Here is a 16,648-nt window from a genome sequence, read left to right on the forward strand (position 1 = left end):
AACGGCCATCTACATAATTTTTAACAACCTTTTAGTCGCACCTCGGTCGCAGTTATCCGCTCCCTTGCTATGATGTAACAGTCTCCCCAAAAGGATAGGATAACCATGAAAAAAATAACGACCTTGGCTTTAGCCGTGGCAACCACGCTGGCACCCTGGGTGTCGGCCTATGAAACCGAAGACACGCGCCTGTTGCGCTTCCCCGATATTCACAACGAACATGTCACCTTTATCTACGCCGGTGATGTGTATGTGGCTAACACCGCAACCGGCGCCAGCCAACGCCTGACCGATCATGTTGGCTTTGAGACCTTTCCTAAATTCTCACCGGACGGCGAACGCATCGCCTTTGCCGCCGAGTACAACGGCAGCCGCCAAATTTACGTGATCAACCGCGATGGCTCCGGGCTAAAGCAACTGACTTACTATAACGATGTTGGCCCTATGCCGCCGCGCGGTGGTTATGATTACCGGGTGTTGGATTGGACCCCCGACGGCAAAAACGTGGTCTTTCGTGCCAACCGTACACCTTGGGGCAAGCGCATGGGCCGTCCCTATATGGTGCCGGCGGATGGTGGCTTAGAGCAGCCACTGGCAATCCCGGAAACCGGTGGCGGCATGCTCTCTCCCGATGGCGGTAAGTATGTGTACACTCCCATCGACCGCGAGTTTCGTACCTGGAAGCGCTCGCGAGGCGGTCGTGCCCAGGATGTGTGGGTGTATGACTTAGAAAACAACACCTCCAAACAACTGACCAGCAGTCGCGCCACCGAGCAGCAACCGACCTGGGTGGGCGACAACATCTATTTTGTTTCCGACAGCGACTACACCCTGAATCTGTATCAATACCGCGAGGGAGCCGAGGCGAAAAAGCTCACCAATCACGCGGATTTTGACGTGCTCTGGCCCTCGGCCGGCCCTAACGCCCTGGTCTATGAAAATGGCGGCTACCTCTATCGCTTTGACCCAATTACCGAGCAAAGCACCAAACTTACCATTCATATCGCCGGCGTGCGCCAGTACGCCATGCCATACAGCAAGAATGTCAGCGAGTTTATCGACTCCATGTCGTTGTCTCATGATGGCAAACGCGCCCTGTTCACCGCCCGTGGTGAGCTATTCAGCGTGCCGGTTAAACAAGGGCCCACACGCAACCTGTCCTATACGCCAACGGGGCGTGAAATTGATGCCAGCTGGTCGCCCAATGGTCGCTACATTGCCTATATGAGCGATGAAAGTGGCGAATATGAGATTTACGTCAAGGATCGCGCCAACAACAATGCGGTGAAGCAACTCACCGACAACGGCACCATTTGGCGTTTTACCCCGGTCTGGTCGCCGGATAGCTCAAAACTGCTGTTTGCAGATAAGAACCACACCCTGTGGTGGCTGGATGCAAAATCAGGGAAGCAACACAAGATAGATACCGGTCTGTATGACGAAGAAGGCATTCAGCAATACATCTGGTCGCCAAACAGCGAAGACATCGTTTTTGTGAAAAACAATGAAAACCGTTATGCCTCACTATGGCACTACAATACCGATGAGCAAACGGTGACGCGCTTAACCGATGAGATGACCAATGAGCATAGCCCGGCCTTCTCCCCGGATGGCCAATACCTGTACTTTACCTCTGAGCGCGACTTCAACCTTGCCTTTAGCAGCTATGAGTTTGACTACATGTTTAACCGCGCCACGCGAATTTATGCCGCCGCGGTCAACAATAAGATCACCCCCTTAATTGCCCTGCAAAGCGATGAAGCGGCCATCCTCAATGATGACGAAAAGAGCAAAGACAAGGGCAAGAAAAACCAGCTGCAAAGCAGTGGCTTTATGCAACGGGTGACCGCTCTTAACGCCCCCGCTGGTGACTACAATACCCTGGCTGGCGTCGAAGGCGGGGTACTGACGCTAAGCAATGGCGACTTGCAATTGCTTAGCACCGAACACGACGCTGAACTGAAAACCGTGGCCAAAGGTGTGAATGGCTATACGCTCTCCAGCAACCGTGAGCATGTCTTGGTACGAGCGGGTAAGGACTACAGCGTTATTGCCCCGAAAGCGGATCAGGATTTGAACGCATCCAAGCTGGATTTAACCAAGATGACGTTGAAAATCGACCCGCAAGTCGAGTGGCAGCAAATGTATGTGGAAGGCTGGCGCACCTTGCGTGATTGGTTCTACGATGAAAACCATCATGGTCAGGATTGGGATGCCATCTTGGCCAAGTATCAGCCGTTGGCCAATGCCGTGGCGCACCGCGCCGATCTTGACTATGTGCTGAGCGAAATCGCCGGTGAGATCAATGCCGGTCATATTTATGTGCAATCCGGTGATATGCCAAAAGCAGAGCGCAAAAAACACGGCCTGCTGGGCGCCAAACTGGCGAGCCACAACTCGGGTTATGTACAAATCGAGCAGATTTTCCAAGGCGAAAACTGGCATGAAGACTTCCGCTCACCACTAGGCACCACGGGCGTTAAAGCCAGCGACGGAGACTTCATTATTGCCGTTAACGGCCGCCCGGTCACCCAGGTGAGTAACTTCTATGAATTGCTGGAAAACACCCAGGGTGAGCAGGTTGAACTGCTAATAAACTCCAAACCAAGCCAAAAGGGTGCCTGGAAGGTCAGCGTCAAGCCGGTGGCCAGCGAGCAAGGCCTGCGTTATCTGCAATGGGTGAATGAGCGCGCCGACTATGTGGCCAAGCTTTCCAATGGCCGGATTGGCTATGTGCACTTGCCCAACACCCATTACGAAGGCAACCGTGCCATGTTCAAAAACTTTATGCCGCAAACCACCAAGGACGCCATGATCATCGACGACCGCTACAATGGCGGTGGCTTTATTCCCGAGCACATGATCACCTGGCTGGCACGTAAGCCGCTAAACTACTGGAAGCGCCGTGGTGTTGAGCCGACGAAAACTCCGCAGTTTGCCCACGATGGTCCCAAGGCCATGCTGATCAATGGCTATTCCAGCTCCGGCGGTGATGCCCTGCCTTACTATTTCCGTCAGGCGGGTTTAGGTAAGCTGATTGGTACTCGTACCTGGGGTGGCTTAATCGGTATTTCCGGCAACCCGAACCTGGTCGATGGCGGTCAGGTGATTGCGGCGACCTTCCGCATCCTGGATAACGAAGGAAATTGGATCATCGAGAACGAAGGCGTAACGCCGGATATCGAGGTGATTGATCGTCCTGAGCTTATTTATCAGGGTAAGGATCCCTCCATTGAGCGCGCCGTTGAAGAGCTACTCAAGGAACTTGAGGCCAATCCGAGACAACCACTGAGCGTGCCGCCGGCACCCAGTAAGTTTTAAGTAAAACCTAGGGTCTGTTTATCTTCGTTTCTTGCGCAGATAAACAGACAACCCACATTTTAAAACTCGAACTCCAGGGCCAGGCGAAAGCTATGGTCTTTACCGCCATGACCCACCTCGCTGATAAAGCCCGCTTCCCATTTTAGCTGATGCTGACCATCATAGCGGTGCAAACCGATAAAGCCCGGGCCAATACCAACAAAGTTTTCGCCGCTGTAGAGCTCTAATGCCGGCTGAAACGCGGAGCGCAAACGGTAGCGATACTGCGCCCGAAACTCCGACTCCCACTCTGAATCAATATCACTGCCCCACTCGTACACCAAGAAGGCATTGACAGTCAGGCTGGTAATGCCGAACTCTTTTTCAAATAACAGGCCGGAAGTGATTTCATAATTATCTTCCTTGTGCTGCTTTTCGATTTCAAATAAGGCACCCAGGTCTGCCCAATAGCGCCCCTGCTCCACCATTTGCCAGCGCAACTCCGCCTCATAGGCGGCCAGACCAAAGTCGCCTTCATCGTCTCGCTCCCCTACGCCATACACTTCCAGGCTCAGGGTTTCACTGATGGCACCGCCGACACCGAAGCGTTGCGCCAGCACATTGCCTTCCTCGGTTTGTCGCGATACCAGGCGCCACTCCAGCTCCCTCTCATAGGGCAGGACATAGGGATGGTAGACCTTATCGACCACCATGCCATCGGCCCAACTGCTGGCACTCAGCAGCAATAAAGCCCAGGTTAAATATCGCATTATTGTCTACTCCGTTGCCATTTTGCTGCCCCTAGCAGCGCCAACAGCGTCAATATATATACCCATAATGACAGCGAACTTGGGGTCGCTTCATAACCCACTACCACCTTGGCCAAACGGCCAAAAATACCGTGCTCGTCCAACAGGGTTCGCAGATCCACCAAGGGCGAGGGCATGGTCAATAAGCCTGCACCGGCGGCAATGTCCAGCATGCCAACCATGGACCCGGCAATATGCATGCTAAATAGGCCGAGTACCCCCCAGGGCCCGTAATGCTCGGCCAGCCAGGTAAGAAAAAAATAAAATAAAATGGCGAAACTACCGACTATGCCCACTCCAAGACACACCCCCAGGGCGCGAGCCAGCTCCATGTGCCCTTGCAGCAACCAGGGTAAGTAGTGACTCAAATATAAACAACTGGCACTGGCCAACAGCAACACAAAACTGGCCCACAGCCTCAGTGCCAGGCCGCTGAGCGCCGCCAGCACCAACAAGGCCACCAGCAGCATTTGTGAATACTCAAAGCCAAGGTAATCGAACCACTGGCTGATCTGCTCAAGCGCGAGGATATAGTTCAACGTCGGCACCACCAGCCACAGGGCTAAAATAAGCCAGCGCTTAAGTCCCAAGGGCTTAACGTGCAACACCAGTGCAAATACCAACAATACCGCCGGCGGCAACAATTGATTGATGGTGACTAATAAACTGTTGATCATGGCCTTTGCTCCGCAAATGGCACCGCTACCAGCGTTCCCCGTGCGGTGTCGGGTGCAAATTCGCCAAAAAAGAAGTACTCACCGGGGGCCAGAGGGCCGACATAGATAACGTTAATGCGCCCGGGGAACAGCACCTTCTCGCGATTTAAATCAAAGCTGTCGAACTCTTCCGGGTCGCCGTCGAGGTTGTGCACCAAGAGGCGAATTTTTTCACCGCTCGGCACCTCCAGGCGCGCCGGATAGAAAAGGTGATCCTTGAGCACCAGCTTAAACTCTTTGAGCTCGGCGAACGCCGGCATACTCAGCAGCATCAATATCCATATCAATCGCTGCATAATGTCTCCCGCTGTACCGCCATGGTAATGATCACTTCTAATCCACCCCATTCACTTTGCTTGAGTTGCACCTCGCCCTGATAGAGGCCAATCACATGCTGAACTATGGCCAAACCCAAACCCGCACCGGGAATATGAGCTGGGTGCGAGTCGCCGCCAACGCGAAAGAAACGATCAAAAATGCGCTCCCGTAACTCGCTGGCAATGCCGGGGCCGGAGTCGGCCACTCGCAGCTCAATATTATCACCCCGATCGGCCAAGTGAATGGCGATACGGCCATTTGCTGGGGTATATTTCACCGCGTTGCTAATGATGTTTTTCAACATCACATTAAGGGTAAAGGGCTCACCGATAACCTCGCTACACTCGCCGCTTAAGCTAATATCCAGATTTTTCTGCGCTATTTGCGGATAGAGCTCGGCGATTAGCTGCTGGCAAATATGGGCCAGCGACTGTTTAGCCAGTTTGTCCTGCCACTGCTGGGAGGAAGTACGGCCAAGGGCCAGCATTTGCTCCACCAAATGATTTAGGCGGTCGACACTCAGGCTCAGCGCTTTGGCATCCTCATCATTATGACGCTGTAATAAGTTGTGCAGATTGATTTTCATCGCGCTCAGCGGCGTACGCAGCTCATGGGCGGCATCGCTGGCAAAGTAGCGCTCGCGCAAATAGGCCTGCTCGGTGCGCCGTAACAGGGCATTCAGAGTGTCCACCACGGGTTTGATTTCCAGCGCCTTGGCTTCGGTGCGCAACATGGAAAAATCATTGGCGGCACGTGTTTTGAGCTCGTGAGAGAGTAAGGTGAGGGGCTGTAAGGCACGCTTCACCGCCAAACTGATAAACACCGCCAATAAAACAATGCCAAGCAACATGGGCAACATCAGGGCGATGATCAATTGCTCCGACAGGGCAAAACGCTCACTGATGGGCTCGCCCAGCACCACGCAATCTTGTTGCTGGCAATAGGTGGCGATACGCAGTCGTTGCCCTTGGCTGTTGATGGTTTGCAGGCCCTGGGGCGGCACCTTGGCGAGTAAGCTTTCGCTTCCCCCCACTAAAGTATTACCTTGCCAGCGCTGCCAAAATTCGGCCTGTTGCTTGGGCAGGGCCTCGGGAGCGACGGCAAACAGCAATTGCGTCCGGGCCTGGAGGTGCTGGTCAAACAAGCTATCGGCACGGGTCAAACTGCGTTGATAGCCCTGGGCCAGGGCTAAAAACAAGATCAGCACCAACATGGCCAGCAAGAGCATCATCAGCTTGGTGCGAATGCTCAAGGTTCGCCGCCTTCATTGGTGGCTAACACATAGCCGATGCCACGCAGGGTTTTGATCATCTTGGCCGGCAACTTTTTGCGTAAATGGTGAATGTGTACTTCGATGGCGTTGGAGCCGAGCTCCTCCCCCCATTGGTACAGCTTTTGTTCCAGCTGCTCCTTGGACTGCACCCGGCTCTGGTTTTCCATTAACGCCTTTAACAGCATGTACTCCTTGCGCGGCAGATTGATCGCGGCGCCATCGACACTGACCTGATGGGCGCCGAGATCCATTTGTACCGAGCCACATTGCAGTACGCTTGATGCCACGCCACTGACGCGCCGACCCAGCACCCGCAAACGCGCCAACAGCTCGTCCACGGCAAAGGGCTTAACCAGGTAATCGTCGGCGCCCAAGTCCAGGCCCTGAATTTTATCATCCAGGCTGTCACGGGCGGTGAGGATCAGCACCGGCAAGGGCTTAGCGCGACGTTTAATGTCACCGAGCAGGCTTAGACCATCGCCATCGGGCAAGCCGAGGTCGAGGATCACCAGATCCACATCATCGTGCTCTATCATGGGCCGCGCCTCGGCTAAACAGGTCACCGATTCCACCGCATAGCCCTCGTGAGCCAGAGTACGGCTCAAGCCTTCATTGACGATGACATCGTCTTCCACCAGTAACAACCGCAATCCCTGTCTCCCTTGTTAGCGTTTTAGCTTACGCTCCACCTTAGCCAGTAACTGAGCCACCTCTTGTTGGCGATATTTATCGGCCAGCGGTCGCTCGGCGCGTGGTGCCGCTGCCTGGGCACGCAACAAATGCGCTTTCGCTTGTTTATACTTCCTTTCATCATAGAGGAACTGAGCATAAAAGTAATTAATATCAATGCCGTCAGGGTTGATAGCCAAGGACTTTTTAAACAGCTCCTGAGCCTTTTCATCATCGCCAAAGCCGATTGGCCAGCCCGGCACCTGCGCATACAAGGTGCCTAGACTGGTGTAGGCCGAACCTTGAAGCGCTTCACCATTGATGCTCATGGCCATTTCAAAGTCTTTTTTTGCTTCTTTAGCCAGGCCTAAGGCACCCAAGCCGCCCTTTGCACCAGCGTAACTGGAATGAATAATGCCAGACCAGATATGGCCTTCGGCCTCATCCGGATGTGCCTGACGATAGGTTTGCGCACTCTTCGCCAGCTCAGCGAAGGCATCTTCCTGATCGTCGCCCTTGAGCTCATAATTGACATGGGCCCACTGGCGCATCAGTTGTTGCAGGTTCATCTGCTCATCGGCACTGGACAAGGTGCTTTGAGAAAAGGCACTTTGAGACAGGGCCGCGGCCACAAGAGCCATTGCGAAATAGGGTTTCATAGTTCACCTCATTAATTGTTTAATGGTCGCAAGTTGTTTCGCTAGGGCGTTATCCACCACCTTGGGCAGTAACGCATTGATTTTTGCAAAGAAGGACTCTTTGGCCCCGACACTGCGGCGGCGCTCGTCAGAGTCGAGTAAACGCATAAATTCTTCGGCCACATACTCCGGCGTATCCATGGCGTTACCCAATGCCTTATTGAGTGCCGTGACCTTGTCGCTGTTGATGGCCGTTTGTGTGGCACGCGGGGCAAAGTATTTAACCCGCACCTGAGTATCACTTAGCTCTCTGGCCAGCGCTTCACTAAAACCGCGCAAAGCAAACTTGGTGGCACAGTACTGGGCCTGTAACGGGTAACCTATGGCGCCAAACGAGGAGCCAATATTCACTATGGTGCCGCCACCTTGTCGCAGCAGAGGTAATAACCCTTGAGACAGCAACATGGGCGCACGGACATTGACCGCCAGCGCCGCGTCGAGATCACACTTGCTCAGGGATTCAAAGGGCACCATGGTGTTCACCCCGGCGTTGTTGACCAACAAATCACAGCGGCCAATATCGCCAAGTAGATCAACCACCCGGCTAATATCGGCGTCGTTGCTTAAATCCACCTGTAAGGCCAGATGATAAGACGCCTCGTCGCTTGGCAACTGTTGGCGAACCTGCTCCAATGCGGGCAAGTCGCGACCGAGTAAGATCATCCGGTAATTGCGGGCCGCCAATCGTTTGGCGATGGCACCGCCGATGCCGCCGCTGGCTCCGGTCAAAACCGCAATCGGCGCGCTCATAACGCCTCCACTTCTTCGCTTAGGGGCGCCAGGCCATGGTTAGTATCCAGGGTGCGGAACATGTCGCCGTAGAGACGATAAAAACGCTTCGCCGCATTCACTATCACCTGCTGATCCTGCTCGTCGGTAATACGGTCCATCAGCCCCTGGAAGAACTTCACATGCTCTATATCCAAGGCACCATGGGAGGTGAGATAGCTAAAGACTTTTTTTGGCAGCCCCAGCTGAGTGCGTATGGTGTCGGCGGCATTGTCGGCCAGCGCAATGGACGTGCCCTCAAGCACATGCACCATGCCGAAGAAACTGAGCGGCGAAATACGCGCTATGCTGTCGTAGGCATAGCTGACCATCATTTCGGTGGCAAAATTGGGCTCGCTGTAACGGGCCTGCTCTTTATCAAAACCACATGCCTTGATGTCATTAAGCACCCATTCCTGGTGTCCCAGCTCTTCTTCTATGTATTCGGCGATGGCGTCGCGTAACCATTCCTGCTCGCTGCTAATGCGGGCGCCACAGGCCATCAAGAGTGGGATGGTGTGTTTAACGTGATGAAAGGCTTGTTGTAAAAAGGCCACATAGAGATCCACGCTGACCTGACCGGCCAACGCCTTTTGGATCACCTCGGAAGACAACAGGTATTGACGCTCTTGTTCGGTTTGTTCGACCAGTTTTTGGAAAAATAACATAGCGGACTACTCCTGATATAACTGAGAAATTTGTTGTGAAAAATGCGCATTGATAGCCGGGCGCTTGGGCCTTTGATTGGCACTGAGCAAGCCCTCGGCAGTACTGAGCGGCGCACTTAAGCGCAGGGTTTTAACGATTTGCGCATACTCGGGCAGTTGCGTATTGGTGGCGTCGATAAGCGCCTCTAGCTGGGCGTCATCGACGGCCTCATGACAATAAATAAGGGCACTCAAAAAAGCCTGACCTTCACCTACCACCACGGCTTGCAATATGGGCCCATGGCTAAGTAAGAGTGACTCGGGCCACTCCGGGGAAATATTGCGCCCGGTGCTCAGAATAAGCTGGTTCTTTTTACGGCCAAGAATATGCAACTCACCTTTTTCCATGCGCACCAGGTCGCCGGTGGCGAAGCCTTGTGACTGAGTGTTCGGCTCGCCAAGGTAACCAAGGAAGGTCGGTGCCTTGATGATCATTTCATCATCGCGGATTTCATAGCGAACATGCGCCAATGGCTCGCCCACACCGGCGCCGTCACCCGTTGCTAAACTCACCACCGAGCCGGCCTCAGACAAGCCATAGCCCTGATACACGGGCAGACCCAGATCATGGGCTCGTGCAATTAACTGAGGCGCAACCTTGGCACCACCGACGGCAATAAAGGTTAAAGAACTGGGTGCCTGCCAACCCGAAGCGCAGGCTTGCACCAGGGCCTTTAATAATTCCGGCACCAAAATCAGGGTATTAGGCTCTACCTCGCTGATGGTGGCCAAGAGCTTTTGTGGGGTAGTTAACCGGGCGCCGTCGAAGCCTAAGCTTGTCAGCGACGGCACATAAATATCGCCACCGGCCAACATGGGCACATAAATTCCGGCTACGTTTTCAAGCAGCACGGGCAAGGGCAATAGACATAAATGCTTGGGCGCATCCACCGCGGTGCGACTGACCAAGGACGCGGCGACCTCAAACATATGCGCCGTGGACAGGCACACGCCCTTAGGTTGACCGGTAGACCCTGAGGTAAAGGTAATTTTTTGCGTACCTTGGGGCACTGCTTGCTCGGGAGCCGCCAGATTACTCGGCTGAAGGGCAATGCTTTCACTGCCAATAGTCCAGCTCTGAGCAGCGTTTTTTGCCTGGTCGGCGGCGCCGATAATAAGTTCGGGACGCGCCCTATCCAGGGCAAACTGGCGCTGCTCGGGCGAAAAGAAGGCTGGCAAGGGCAAGGACACTATGCCTGCCTGCATCAGGGCAAAATCAACCACCAGCCAGGGCAGGCCATTATCCAACTCCACCGCCACACAGCTTAACTGCATCTTGCTTAGGTGGGAGGCCAGGCGCTCGACTTGTTGCCAAAACTGCGCTGCATCCATGTGCTGTTGCTCATCGACCACTTGGCCGTGCCAAAGGCGGGTTAACTCGGCCATCATAAATGCGCCACCTCAACGGCCAGATTAGCGATATCATTCTGATAGGAGTTGGCAAAATAGGACAGGGTGTCGGTGCTATCCACATGCTTGCAAACCTGCTCAACATCCACCACGCAGACCTGAGGTGTATTGGTGTAGTAACTGCCCCAACTCAGTCCGCAATCTGCCAGGCGCTCCGGCTTGGCATCGCCAAGCACCTCAAAGGGGGCACCAATGCGAGTAAGCAGATTACGTATATGGGCGGTGGCACAAAATACCAGTTTGCACTTATCGGCTCGTTGCAGCGCCTTAGCCAAAACGACAAAGTGTGCCAGCGTTGCCTGACTGTGGGTGGATACCAAGTTACCCAGCTCGATACACTGAGACGGCAAGCATTGCCATTGCTGCAGGTGCTCGGCCAGTGGCTGATCCAAATATTGGTTAATAAACAAAGGCTGGCTGGCACTGCGCAACCCAAAACAGCAATAGCGCTGCTCGGAGTAACCAAGACAGGCCAACAGCGGCATAAACTCCTGCACATCAGCGCCATAATGCTTGGCAAACCCCGCTTGAATACGGGTCGCCAAACCACGATGGATGGGCTGCTCTGAATTGGCAACAAAATAACCCTGAGCGATAGATGCGGGCTCGGGTAACAGATATTGCGACTGCATTGCGTCGTAGCTGAGCGATAAAGATTCCATAACAAACCCTACTGAAGATGAGGCGATGGAATCAATTTAGAAAGCGAACCTTAAGAAAGTCTTAAGAAACTTAAAAAAGAGAAAATAATTAATTTGCTGCGTCTGTACGCGCTTGCCGTGCACAGCCATTAGCGAGCGCTGCTCCCTTTTATTCCGGTATTCACAAAAGTTTAGTTTACATATTGGTAACAAACTCATTGCTTTAGATTCAGCGGTTTGCTATTTTCATTCGGCCAATTATTGAGCAGAATGAAGGACCTACGATGTTTACAATGAAAAAAATAACAATAACAGCTGCACTATCCTGTTCTCTTTTACTCCAAGGTTGCGCGCCCAGCTCGTACAACCTCAGCAAGCCACAACCCTCGCCTAATGCCTATGAGTCGAGCGCCCAGCTTAACAAACAAACCATACAGGTGGTCGATCAACGCAGCGATAAAACCGCGCCATTCACCTCGGGTATTTTGCCCAGCGCCTTGATGTATGAAGGCACGGTGCTCAAGCAAGTCGACTTCCTCGAGTCACAGTTGGCCGAAGAGTTTGCCGCCCGTGATTTGCCCCTTACCTTAGGTGAGGGCGACAACAAGCTGGAGATTTTACGTTTTAATATGCGTAACCACAGAACCAATGGCTTCACTCCTTTTATTACCTTCACCATGCTCAAAGGCAAACTCGAAACCACAAAAGGCAGTTATCCCGTTGCCGTCTATGTGAAGCGCGGCAAGGTGCCGGTCTGGAGCTTTGATGAAATTATTGAGCCAACGTTGAATGAACCCATGAGCCTGGTGGTTAAAGAGTTAAGCGCAAAAATCAATCAGCAACTTATGGGCGGCAAATTATCCGATGAAAAAACCCAGACCTTGATCGACAGCATTAAGGCTGCCGGCGTTAAAGCCAACTACCTGGATGTGTATGAGCTTGGCTTCAGTAATAACCCAATTGCCCTGCCTTATTTACGCGAACTGGTTAAATCTGAGGATGAATACCTTCGTCTCGCCGCTATCTCATCACTTGGTAATATGAAAGACGACGCCAGTGTGCAACTCTTAATTGACCTGTATGAAGGCACCGGCTCCTGGTCGGATCGCGCCATGGCCCTGAAGGCCTTGGGTGATATCGGCAACACGGTGACCTATAGCTATTTGCAAAAACAAAACGAATTGCTGCAAAGCGATGGCTCTAAAGAAGGGTTGTGGAATCGCGAAATCATTCAGCTTTACCTCTAATCCCACTTGATCCGCTGAGAACAAGACTCAGTAAGCATCAAAAAGGCCGCATTTTTAATGCGGCCTTATTCTTTAGTTCTTTCGCAACACCCTGATCGCGGCGAGCAAGATAAGCGTAAGCCAACCAACAGAGCCCCCTCCGCCACCAGAGCTCGGCTCTGGCACCGGTGGTGGAGCAACCACATTGTTAACCGTAACCACTACACTTTGCTCGGCGCTTAACGCGCCGTCATTTACGCTCAGGGTAAAATGCAACTGCTGCTGACTACTCACCTGCGGCGCGGTAAAGCTCACGCTGGCGGTTTGCGCACCACTGAGGGTCACACTGGGCCCTTGCGTTTGCCGCCACTGATAACTAAGGGTATCGCCGTCGATATCCTCAGCCTGAGCGGTTAACGTCACCTCATCGCCCTCCTCCACGCTTTGCGCCATCAAAGGCGCCAAAGTAGGAGCGCGGTTGTCACAATCATCCGGATCCGGAGCACTGAGTTGATAAAAGGCGGCACTGTCCATCCCGACCAGGGTGAGGTTATCTATCCACCAGCCGGTATCATTAGCGTTAATATCTGTGCTGATGCGAAAACGCAATTGCACCTGCCGTCCGGCTAATTGGGTGCCAAAGCTCACCTGCTCTTCGTTGCCAAGCACACCACCACTGCTGTTACGACCCGTGTATGCATTGCGCAACTGCAAAGATTGCGTTGGGCTTTCGTTAAGCGTGCCATTGTAACCGACGCTAAATTGACCGCCGGCCTCAGTCACATCCTGCCAGTCGCCATCATCGACCTTAATTTCAAGCACCGCGCCATCCCAGAATGCCTCCAAAGCATAGTAATGCCAAAATGACAGGCTGAATTCACTCTGCGTCGACACCATAAAGGGCCTAGTTGTCAGCGCCACATCGGACTCATAGCCGTTGTTATTGAGGAACAACGCCTGCTCTCCCAGCTCGAAACCGCCTTGCTCAAAGAGCGCGATTTGTTCCGAGTTATCAAAGCGCAAGGTGTTTTCTGCACGGGGGTCTGACTTCAGCAAGAGTAGCGGCAAATTGGCGCGACTGAGCACCGCCTTTTCCATATCATCGCCTTGGCTGGCGCTAACAAGCGGCGCGTCAGTAAAGCGAAAGTTGACCGTGAAACGTTCGGTCACCGCCTGTGGCTCGACGATATCGTCGCCGACGCTTTGCTCGGGGAAGCTCACCTCAAGCTCGAGCTCACTGGCTACTTCGGCATTGAGCAAGGAGATGCTGATGGGCTCACTCCAGGCCGATTCAAAGGGGGCAATTTCAGCCACCGTGCTCTTGCCTCCATTACCTAAAATCACGCCTTGAGCGGACATAAGGGTAAATTGTACCGGTACATTGGTCAGGGTTTCGCTACCTGTATTGGTAAGCTGTACGCTCAGACTACCACGCTCTCCCACGTCTAAAAAGCCATCCAAACTGCAATACAGATCGCTGTCTGCATCGAGCTTAACCTGCTCAACGGCAAACGCTGCCAGCTCGGTTTCAAATGATTCCACCGCACCAGCCAGGGTGACGCTGTAACGCTCTGGCGACTGCGCTCCCAAGCCTAGACCGCGCCGGGCAAAGGCGGCCAAGGCCAAGCGGTAGTCGGTCATATCCTCGGCGGCTATGGTAGCCAGCAGCGCATCCCGCGCCTCAGTGTACAGGGGAGCTACCGGGGTCATCTTGTAACCGCCAATCAGATAGCGGGCCATGCGTTGTTGCGCCTGGGCAAAGCCATGTCGGTTAATGAGTGCCACATAAGTATCCCACAGCACCGATGCCCAGAGCTCGCCTGGGTCATGAGGCGAAGCCACCGAGGTTGGCGGCAGACCGACATCGGCACCGGCACCTTCGCTAATGTGCCTAAAGTTAAGGGGGTTGATAGTCAGATCCGGGGTGTAAGGGACACGACGAAGACCAAAGTAAAAGTCTGATACATAGGTACTGATGGCATAGGGCTTAGTAAAATCACTATTGCCCGCAATGGACGTATCTTCTTCCTTGGCGATAAACATCAGGGAATGGAAATCTCCCCACCCTTCGCCCATGGCCTGACCCTGGAAGTTCACTAAGCCAGCGCCATTCCCTACCAGGCGATTGCTAATATAATGTCCCCATTCGTGGGCAATTATACCATTATCAAAGGTGCCATCCTTGAGGGCATTGGTGTCGAACAGACGCACATTGACCACGCCATCATTCAAGGCAGTGTAAAGTAATTGGCCATCGGCAAAGTTCAGCCCCATATTGCCTATGGTGATGCTGTCATCGACACCGCCCATGGGCGCCGCAGTCCCGTCATCAACATTATTCGTGATCAATGCCGCCAGCGCGCCGGCATCCTGGGCGTTTTTCACCTTGGTCACAAAGGTACAACTACCACGCTCGATTATGGCGACCTTGCCCACAAGCAGGCTGGGGTCGAGGGGCACTTCACAGCCGTCATTGACGCTGGCGGAGTCCACATCGTTACCATCGTTATAGCGCACCAGCTCACCGCTGATATCAAAGGCATCCGGGCCAAATTGCGAACGCTGTGTCGAGGTTAAAAGGCCATTGGGGCCTATCACCCCATAGTCTTCACCCACCCTGGCGTCTTTGGAGTTAAAGACAAACATTTGCATGCGCGGGCTGGCACCATCCGCAGGTGTTGCCATATTGGCATTATTCAGGCCACTGTAGTCCTGGGCTTCGGCATTAATCGGGTCGCCCTCAACACCGCCACGACCATAGTTGCTCAGTTGCGCCACGCCGGCACTTTCATCAAAGCCATGGTCGTAGAAGAAGTCGTGGAGAAAGTTATTCATATAAAACAGATTCACCACCGCAGCCTTAATATTGACCTCGGCGCTGGGTGGTAAGTCTGGGTCGAGCACATAATCAAAGGTAAAAGCCGAGGTGGTTTCAGCATTGAGATCACCGGCGCTAAAGCCCTGAGGCGCATTGATATCAGCATAAGCATACACATTGTTACCCTGGGTTTGGGTGGCCGTGTCGCTTAACCAAGGATCGGCGGTGGACAGCCCGGGATAATAACTTAGGCTCACTAAACTGGCATTGAGAATTGCTGTTTCATCTTCCTGCCCCAGCCCCGTGGCCGGGATCACGTCGCCATGGGGGCCTTCCATCGGATAGCCGCTTTGTCCGTCGGCATACACCCGATAGTTATATGCCGTGGCATGACTTTGCAGATTCTTCTTGAACAGCACCTTGTTGGTGCCGCTGGCTATAACATAGGCAAAGTAATCACTCACCAAGGTATGGCGATTTTGTCGCTCAACCTCCACGTAGTGAGCCGCCAATAGTTCTCCGTTAAGGGGGTAAAACACGGCTTTGGCGCGCACTCCAGCAAAGAGCTCATCGGCGTCGCTGCTGCCCACCCTAAACCAGTTATAGCCCTGTTGTGTGCCCATTGATTCAAGCTGTAACGCGGCTCCACTTAGCTGACGCAAGGCATGGCGCACCGCGGTAGAGGCATGGCTAAAAGCCCTAAGGGCACTGAAGTTCTGTGCCTCGCTAGGCACCTCGGCAAAATAGCCGGAGCTGGCGACTAATTCGCCACGGCGGTCGAGCATCACGTTATAGTGGCGATTAAATACCTCAATACCCTGCACATACTGACGATAGCGACCAATCACCGCGCCCTGCCCCGGGTCATGCCAGTGACTAAGCTGAGCTTGATGCCCAGCTTGATGCTGAGCGGACTTATTGTTGGCAATGCCGCTTAAACGCTGCATATGTGCCTGGGCTTTTTGCTGCAGGGAACCCTGAGAGATGGAGCTAATTGCCGATGTAGCCGGTGCCCAGACAAAGGTGGCTCGGTTAAGCAAGGGATCAAAGTGCGAGGGCATACCGAGTTTGGTCTGTTGCTGTGCTATGCGCAATTGTTCTCGAGCCAATAGTTTGGGCGGCTGCGATTGCGCCTGATAATAATCGCCCTGCTGAGGCGCGCCATACGCAGCCGAAGTGCTCCATAACAGGGTTAAGAGCAACGGCCTTATGCCTGTCTTTACATAATGCTCGGTCTTAAACCATCGCTGTTTAGCCATAATGTACCTTGCCTATTTGAAACCAATGCAACTACC

At 53.4% G+C, this 16,648-nt stretch carries 13 protein-coding genes; 2 read left to right on the forward strand and 11 right to left on the reverse strand.

Annotation, left to right across the window (positions count from 1 at the left end):
• The first annotated feature begins 105 nt into the window (after window positions 1-105).
• Window positions 106-3,321, forward strand: a complete 3,216-nt coding sequence (locus C2M29_RS08080) for a S41 family peptidase (protein WP_105189263.1) — start codon at window positions 106-108, stop codon at window positions 3,319-3,321.
• 59 nt (window positions 3,322-3,380) lie between these two features.
• On the opposite strand, the gene C2M29_RS08085 is transcribed toward C2M29_RS08080, so the two are convergent.
• Genes C2M29_RS08085 through C2M29_RS08130 form a run of 10 tightly spaced genes read right to left on the reverse strand, consistent with a single transcriptional unit; the run spans window position 3,381 to window position 11,330 of the window.
• Window positions 3,381-4,070, reverse strand: a complete 690-nt coding sequence (locus C2M29_RS08085) for a hypothetical protein (RefSeq protein WP_105189264.1) — start codon at window positions 4,068-4,070, stop codon at window positions 3,381-3,383.
• Window positions 4,070-4,786, reverse strand: a complete 717-nt coding sequence (locus C2M29_RS08090; RefSeq protein ID WP_105189265.1) for a hypothetical protein — start codon at window positions 4,784-4,786, stop codon at window positions 4,070-4,072. Before C2M29_RS08090 ends, C2M29_RS08085 begins: the two co-directional genes overlap by 1 nt.
• A complete protein-coding gene (locus C2M29_RS08095; protein ID WP_233998393.1) occupies window positions 4,783-5,124 on the reverse strand; it encodes a cupredoxin domain-containing protein in 342 nt (113 codons plus the stop codon). Before C2M29_RS08095 ends, C2M29_RS08090 begins: the two co-directional genes overlap by 4 nt.
• On the reverse strand, window positions 5,109-6,395 hold the full coding sequence (locus C2M29_RS08100; protein WP_105189267.1) for a sensor histidine kinase: 1,287 nt from the start codon (window positions 6,393-6,395) through the stop codon (window positions 5,109-5,111). Before C2M29_RS08100 ends, C2M29_RS08095 begins: the two co-directional genes overlap by 16 nt.
• Window positions 6,392-7,066, reverse strand: coding sequence for a response regulator (locus C2M29_RS08105; RefSeq protein WP_105189268.1), 675 nt, complete (start codon window positions 7,064-7,066; stop codon window positions 6,392-6,394). Before C2M29_RS08105 ends, C2M29_RS08100 begins: the two co-directional genes overlap by 4 nt.
• A 15-nt stretch (window positions 7,067-7,081) precedes the next feature.
• Entirely contained in the window at window positions 7,082-7,726 is a 645-nt protein-coding gene (locus C2M29_RS08110) for a tetratricopeptide repeat protein (protein WP_105189344.1), read from the reverse strand.
• A gap of 21 nt (window positions 7,727-7,747) precedes the next feature.
• Complete coding sequence (locus tag C2M29_RS08115) at window positions 7,748-8,533, reverse strand: SDR family oxidoreductase (protein ID WP_105189269.1); 786 nt, start codon at window positions 8,531-8,533, stop codon at window positions 7,748-7,750.
• Entirely contained in the window at window positions 8,530-9,219 is a 690-nt protein-coding gene (locus C2M29_RS08120) for a TenA family transcriptional regulator (RefSeq protein WP_105189270.1), read from the reverse strand. Before C2M29_RS08120 ends, C2M29_RS08115 begins: the two co-directional genes overlap by 4 nt.
• A gap of 6 nt (window positions 9,220-9,225) precedes the next feature.
• On the reverse strand, window positions 9,226-10,647 hold the full coding sequence (locus C2M29_RS08125) for an AMP-binding protein (RefSeq protein WP_105189271.1): 1,422 nt from the start codon (window positions 10,645-10,647) through the stop codon (window positions 9,226-9,228).
• Complete coding sequence (locus tag C2M29_RS08130; protein ID WP_105189272.1) at window positions 10,644-11,330, reverse strand: thermostable hemolysin; 687 nt, start codon at window positions 11,328-11,330, stop codon at window positions 10,644-10,646. The genes C2M29_RS08125 and C2M29_RS08130 overlap by 4 nt, the downstream gene beginning before the upstream one ends.
• Before the next feature lie 263 nt (window positions 11,331-11,593).
• Here C2M29_RS08130 and C2M29_RS08135 point away from each other — a divergent pair, with 263 nt between their 5' ends.
• Entirely contained in the window at window positions 11,594-12,556 is a 963-nt protein-coding gene (locus tag C2M29_RS08135; RefSeq protein WP_105189273.1) for a HEAT repeat domain-containing protein, read from the forward strand.
• 72 nt (window positions 12,557-12,628) lie between these two features.
• Here the strand turns inward: C2M29_RS08135 and C2M29_RS08140 are convergent, their stop codons facing one another.
• The gene (locus C2M29_RS08140; protein ID WP_105189274.1) at window positions 12,629-16,612 is read right to left on the reverse strand and encodes a rhombosortase-dependent M36 family metallopeptidase; all 3,984 of its coding nucleotides are present in this window, start codon (window positions 16,610-16,612) and stop codon (window positions 12,629-12,631) included.
• Window positions 16,613-16,648: the final 36 nt, after the last annotated feature.

The organism is Pseudoalteromonas sp. T1lg48 (assembly GCF_002964785.1).
In the GTDB taxonomy this organism is placed as follows: domain Bacteria; phylum Pseudomonadota; class Gammaproteobacteria; order Enterobacterales; family Alteromonadaceae; genus Pseudoalteromonas.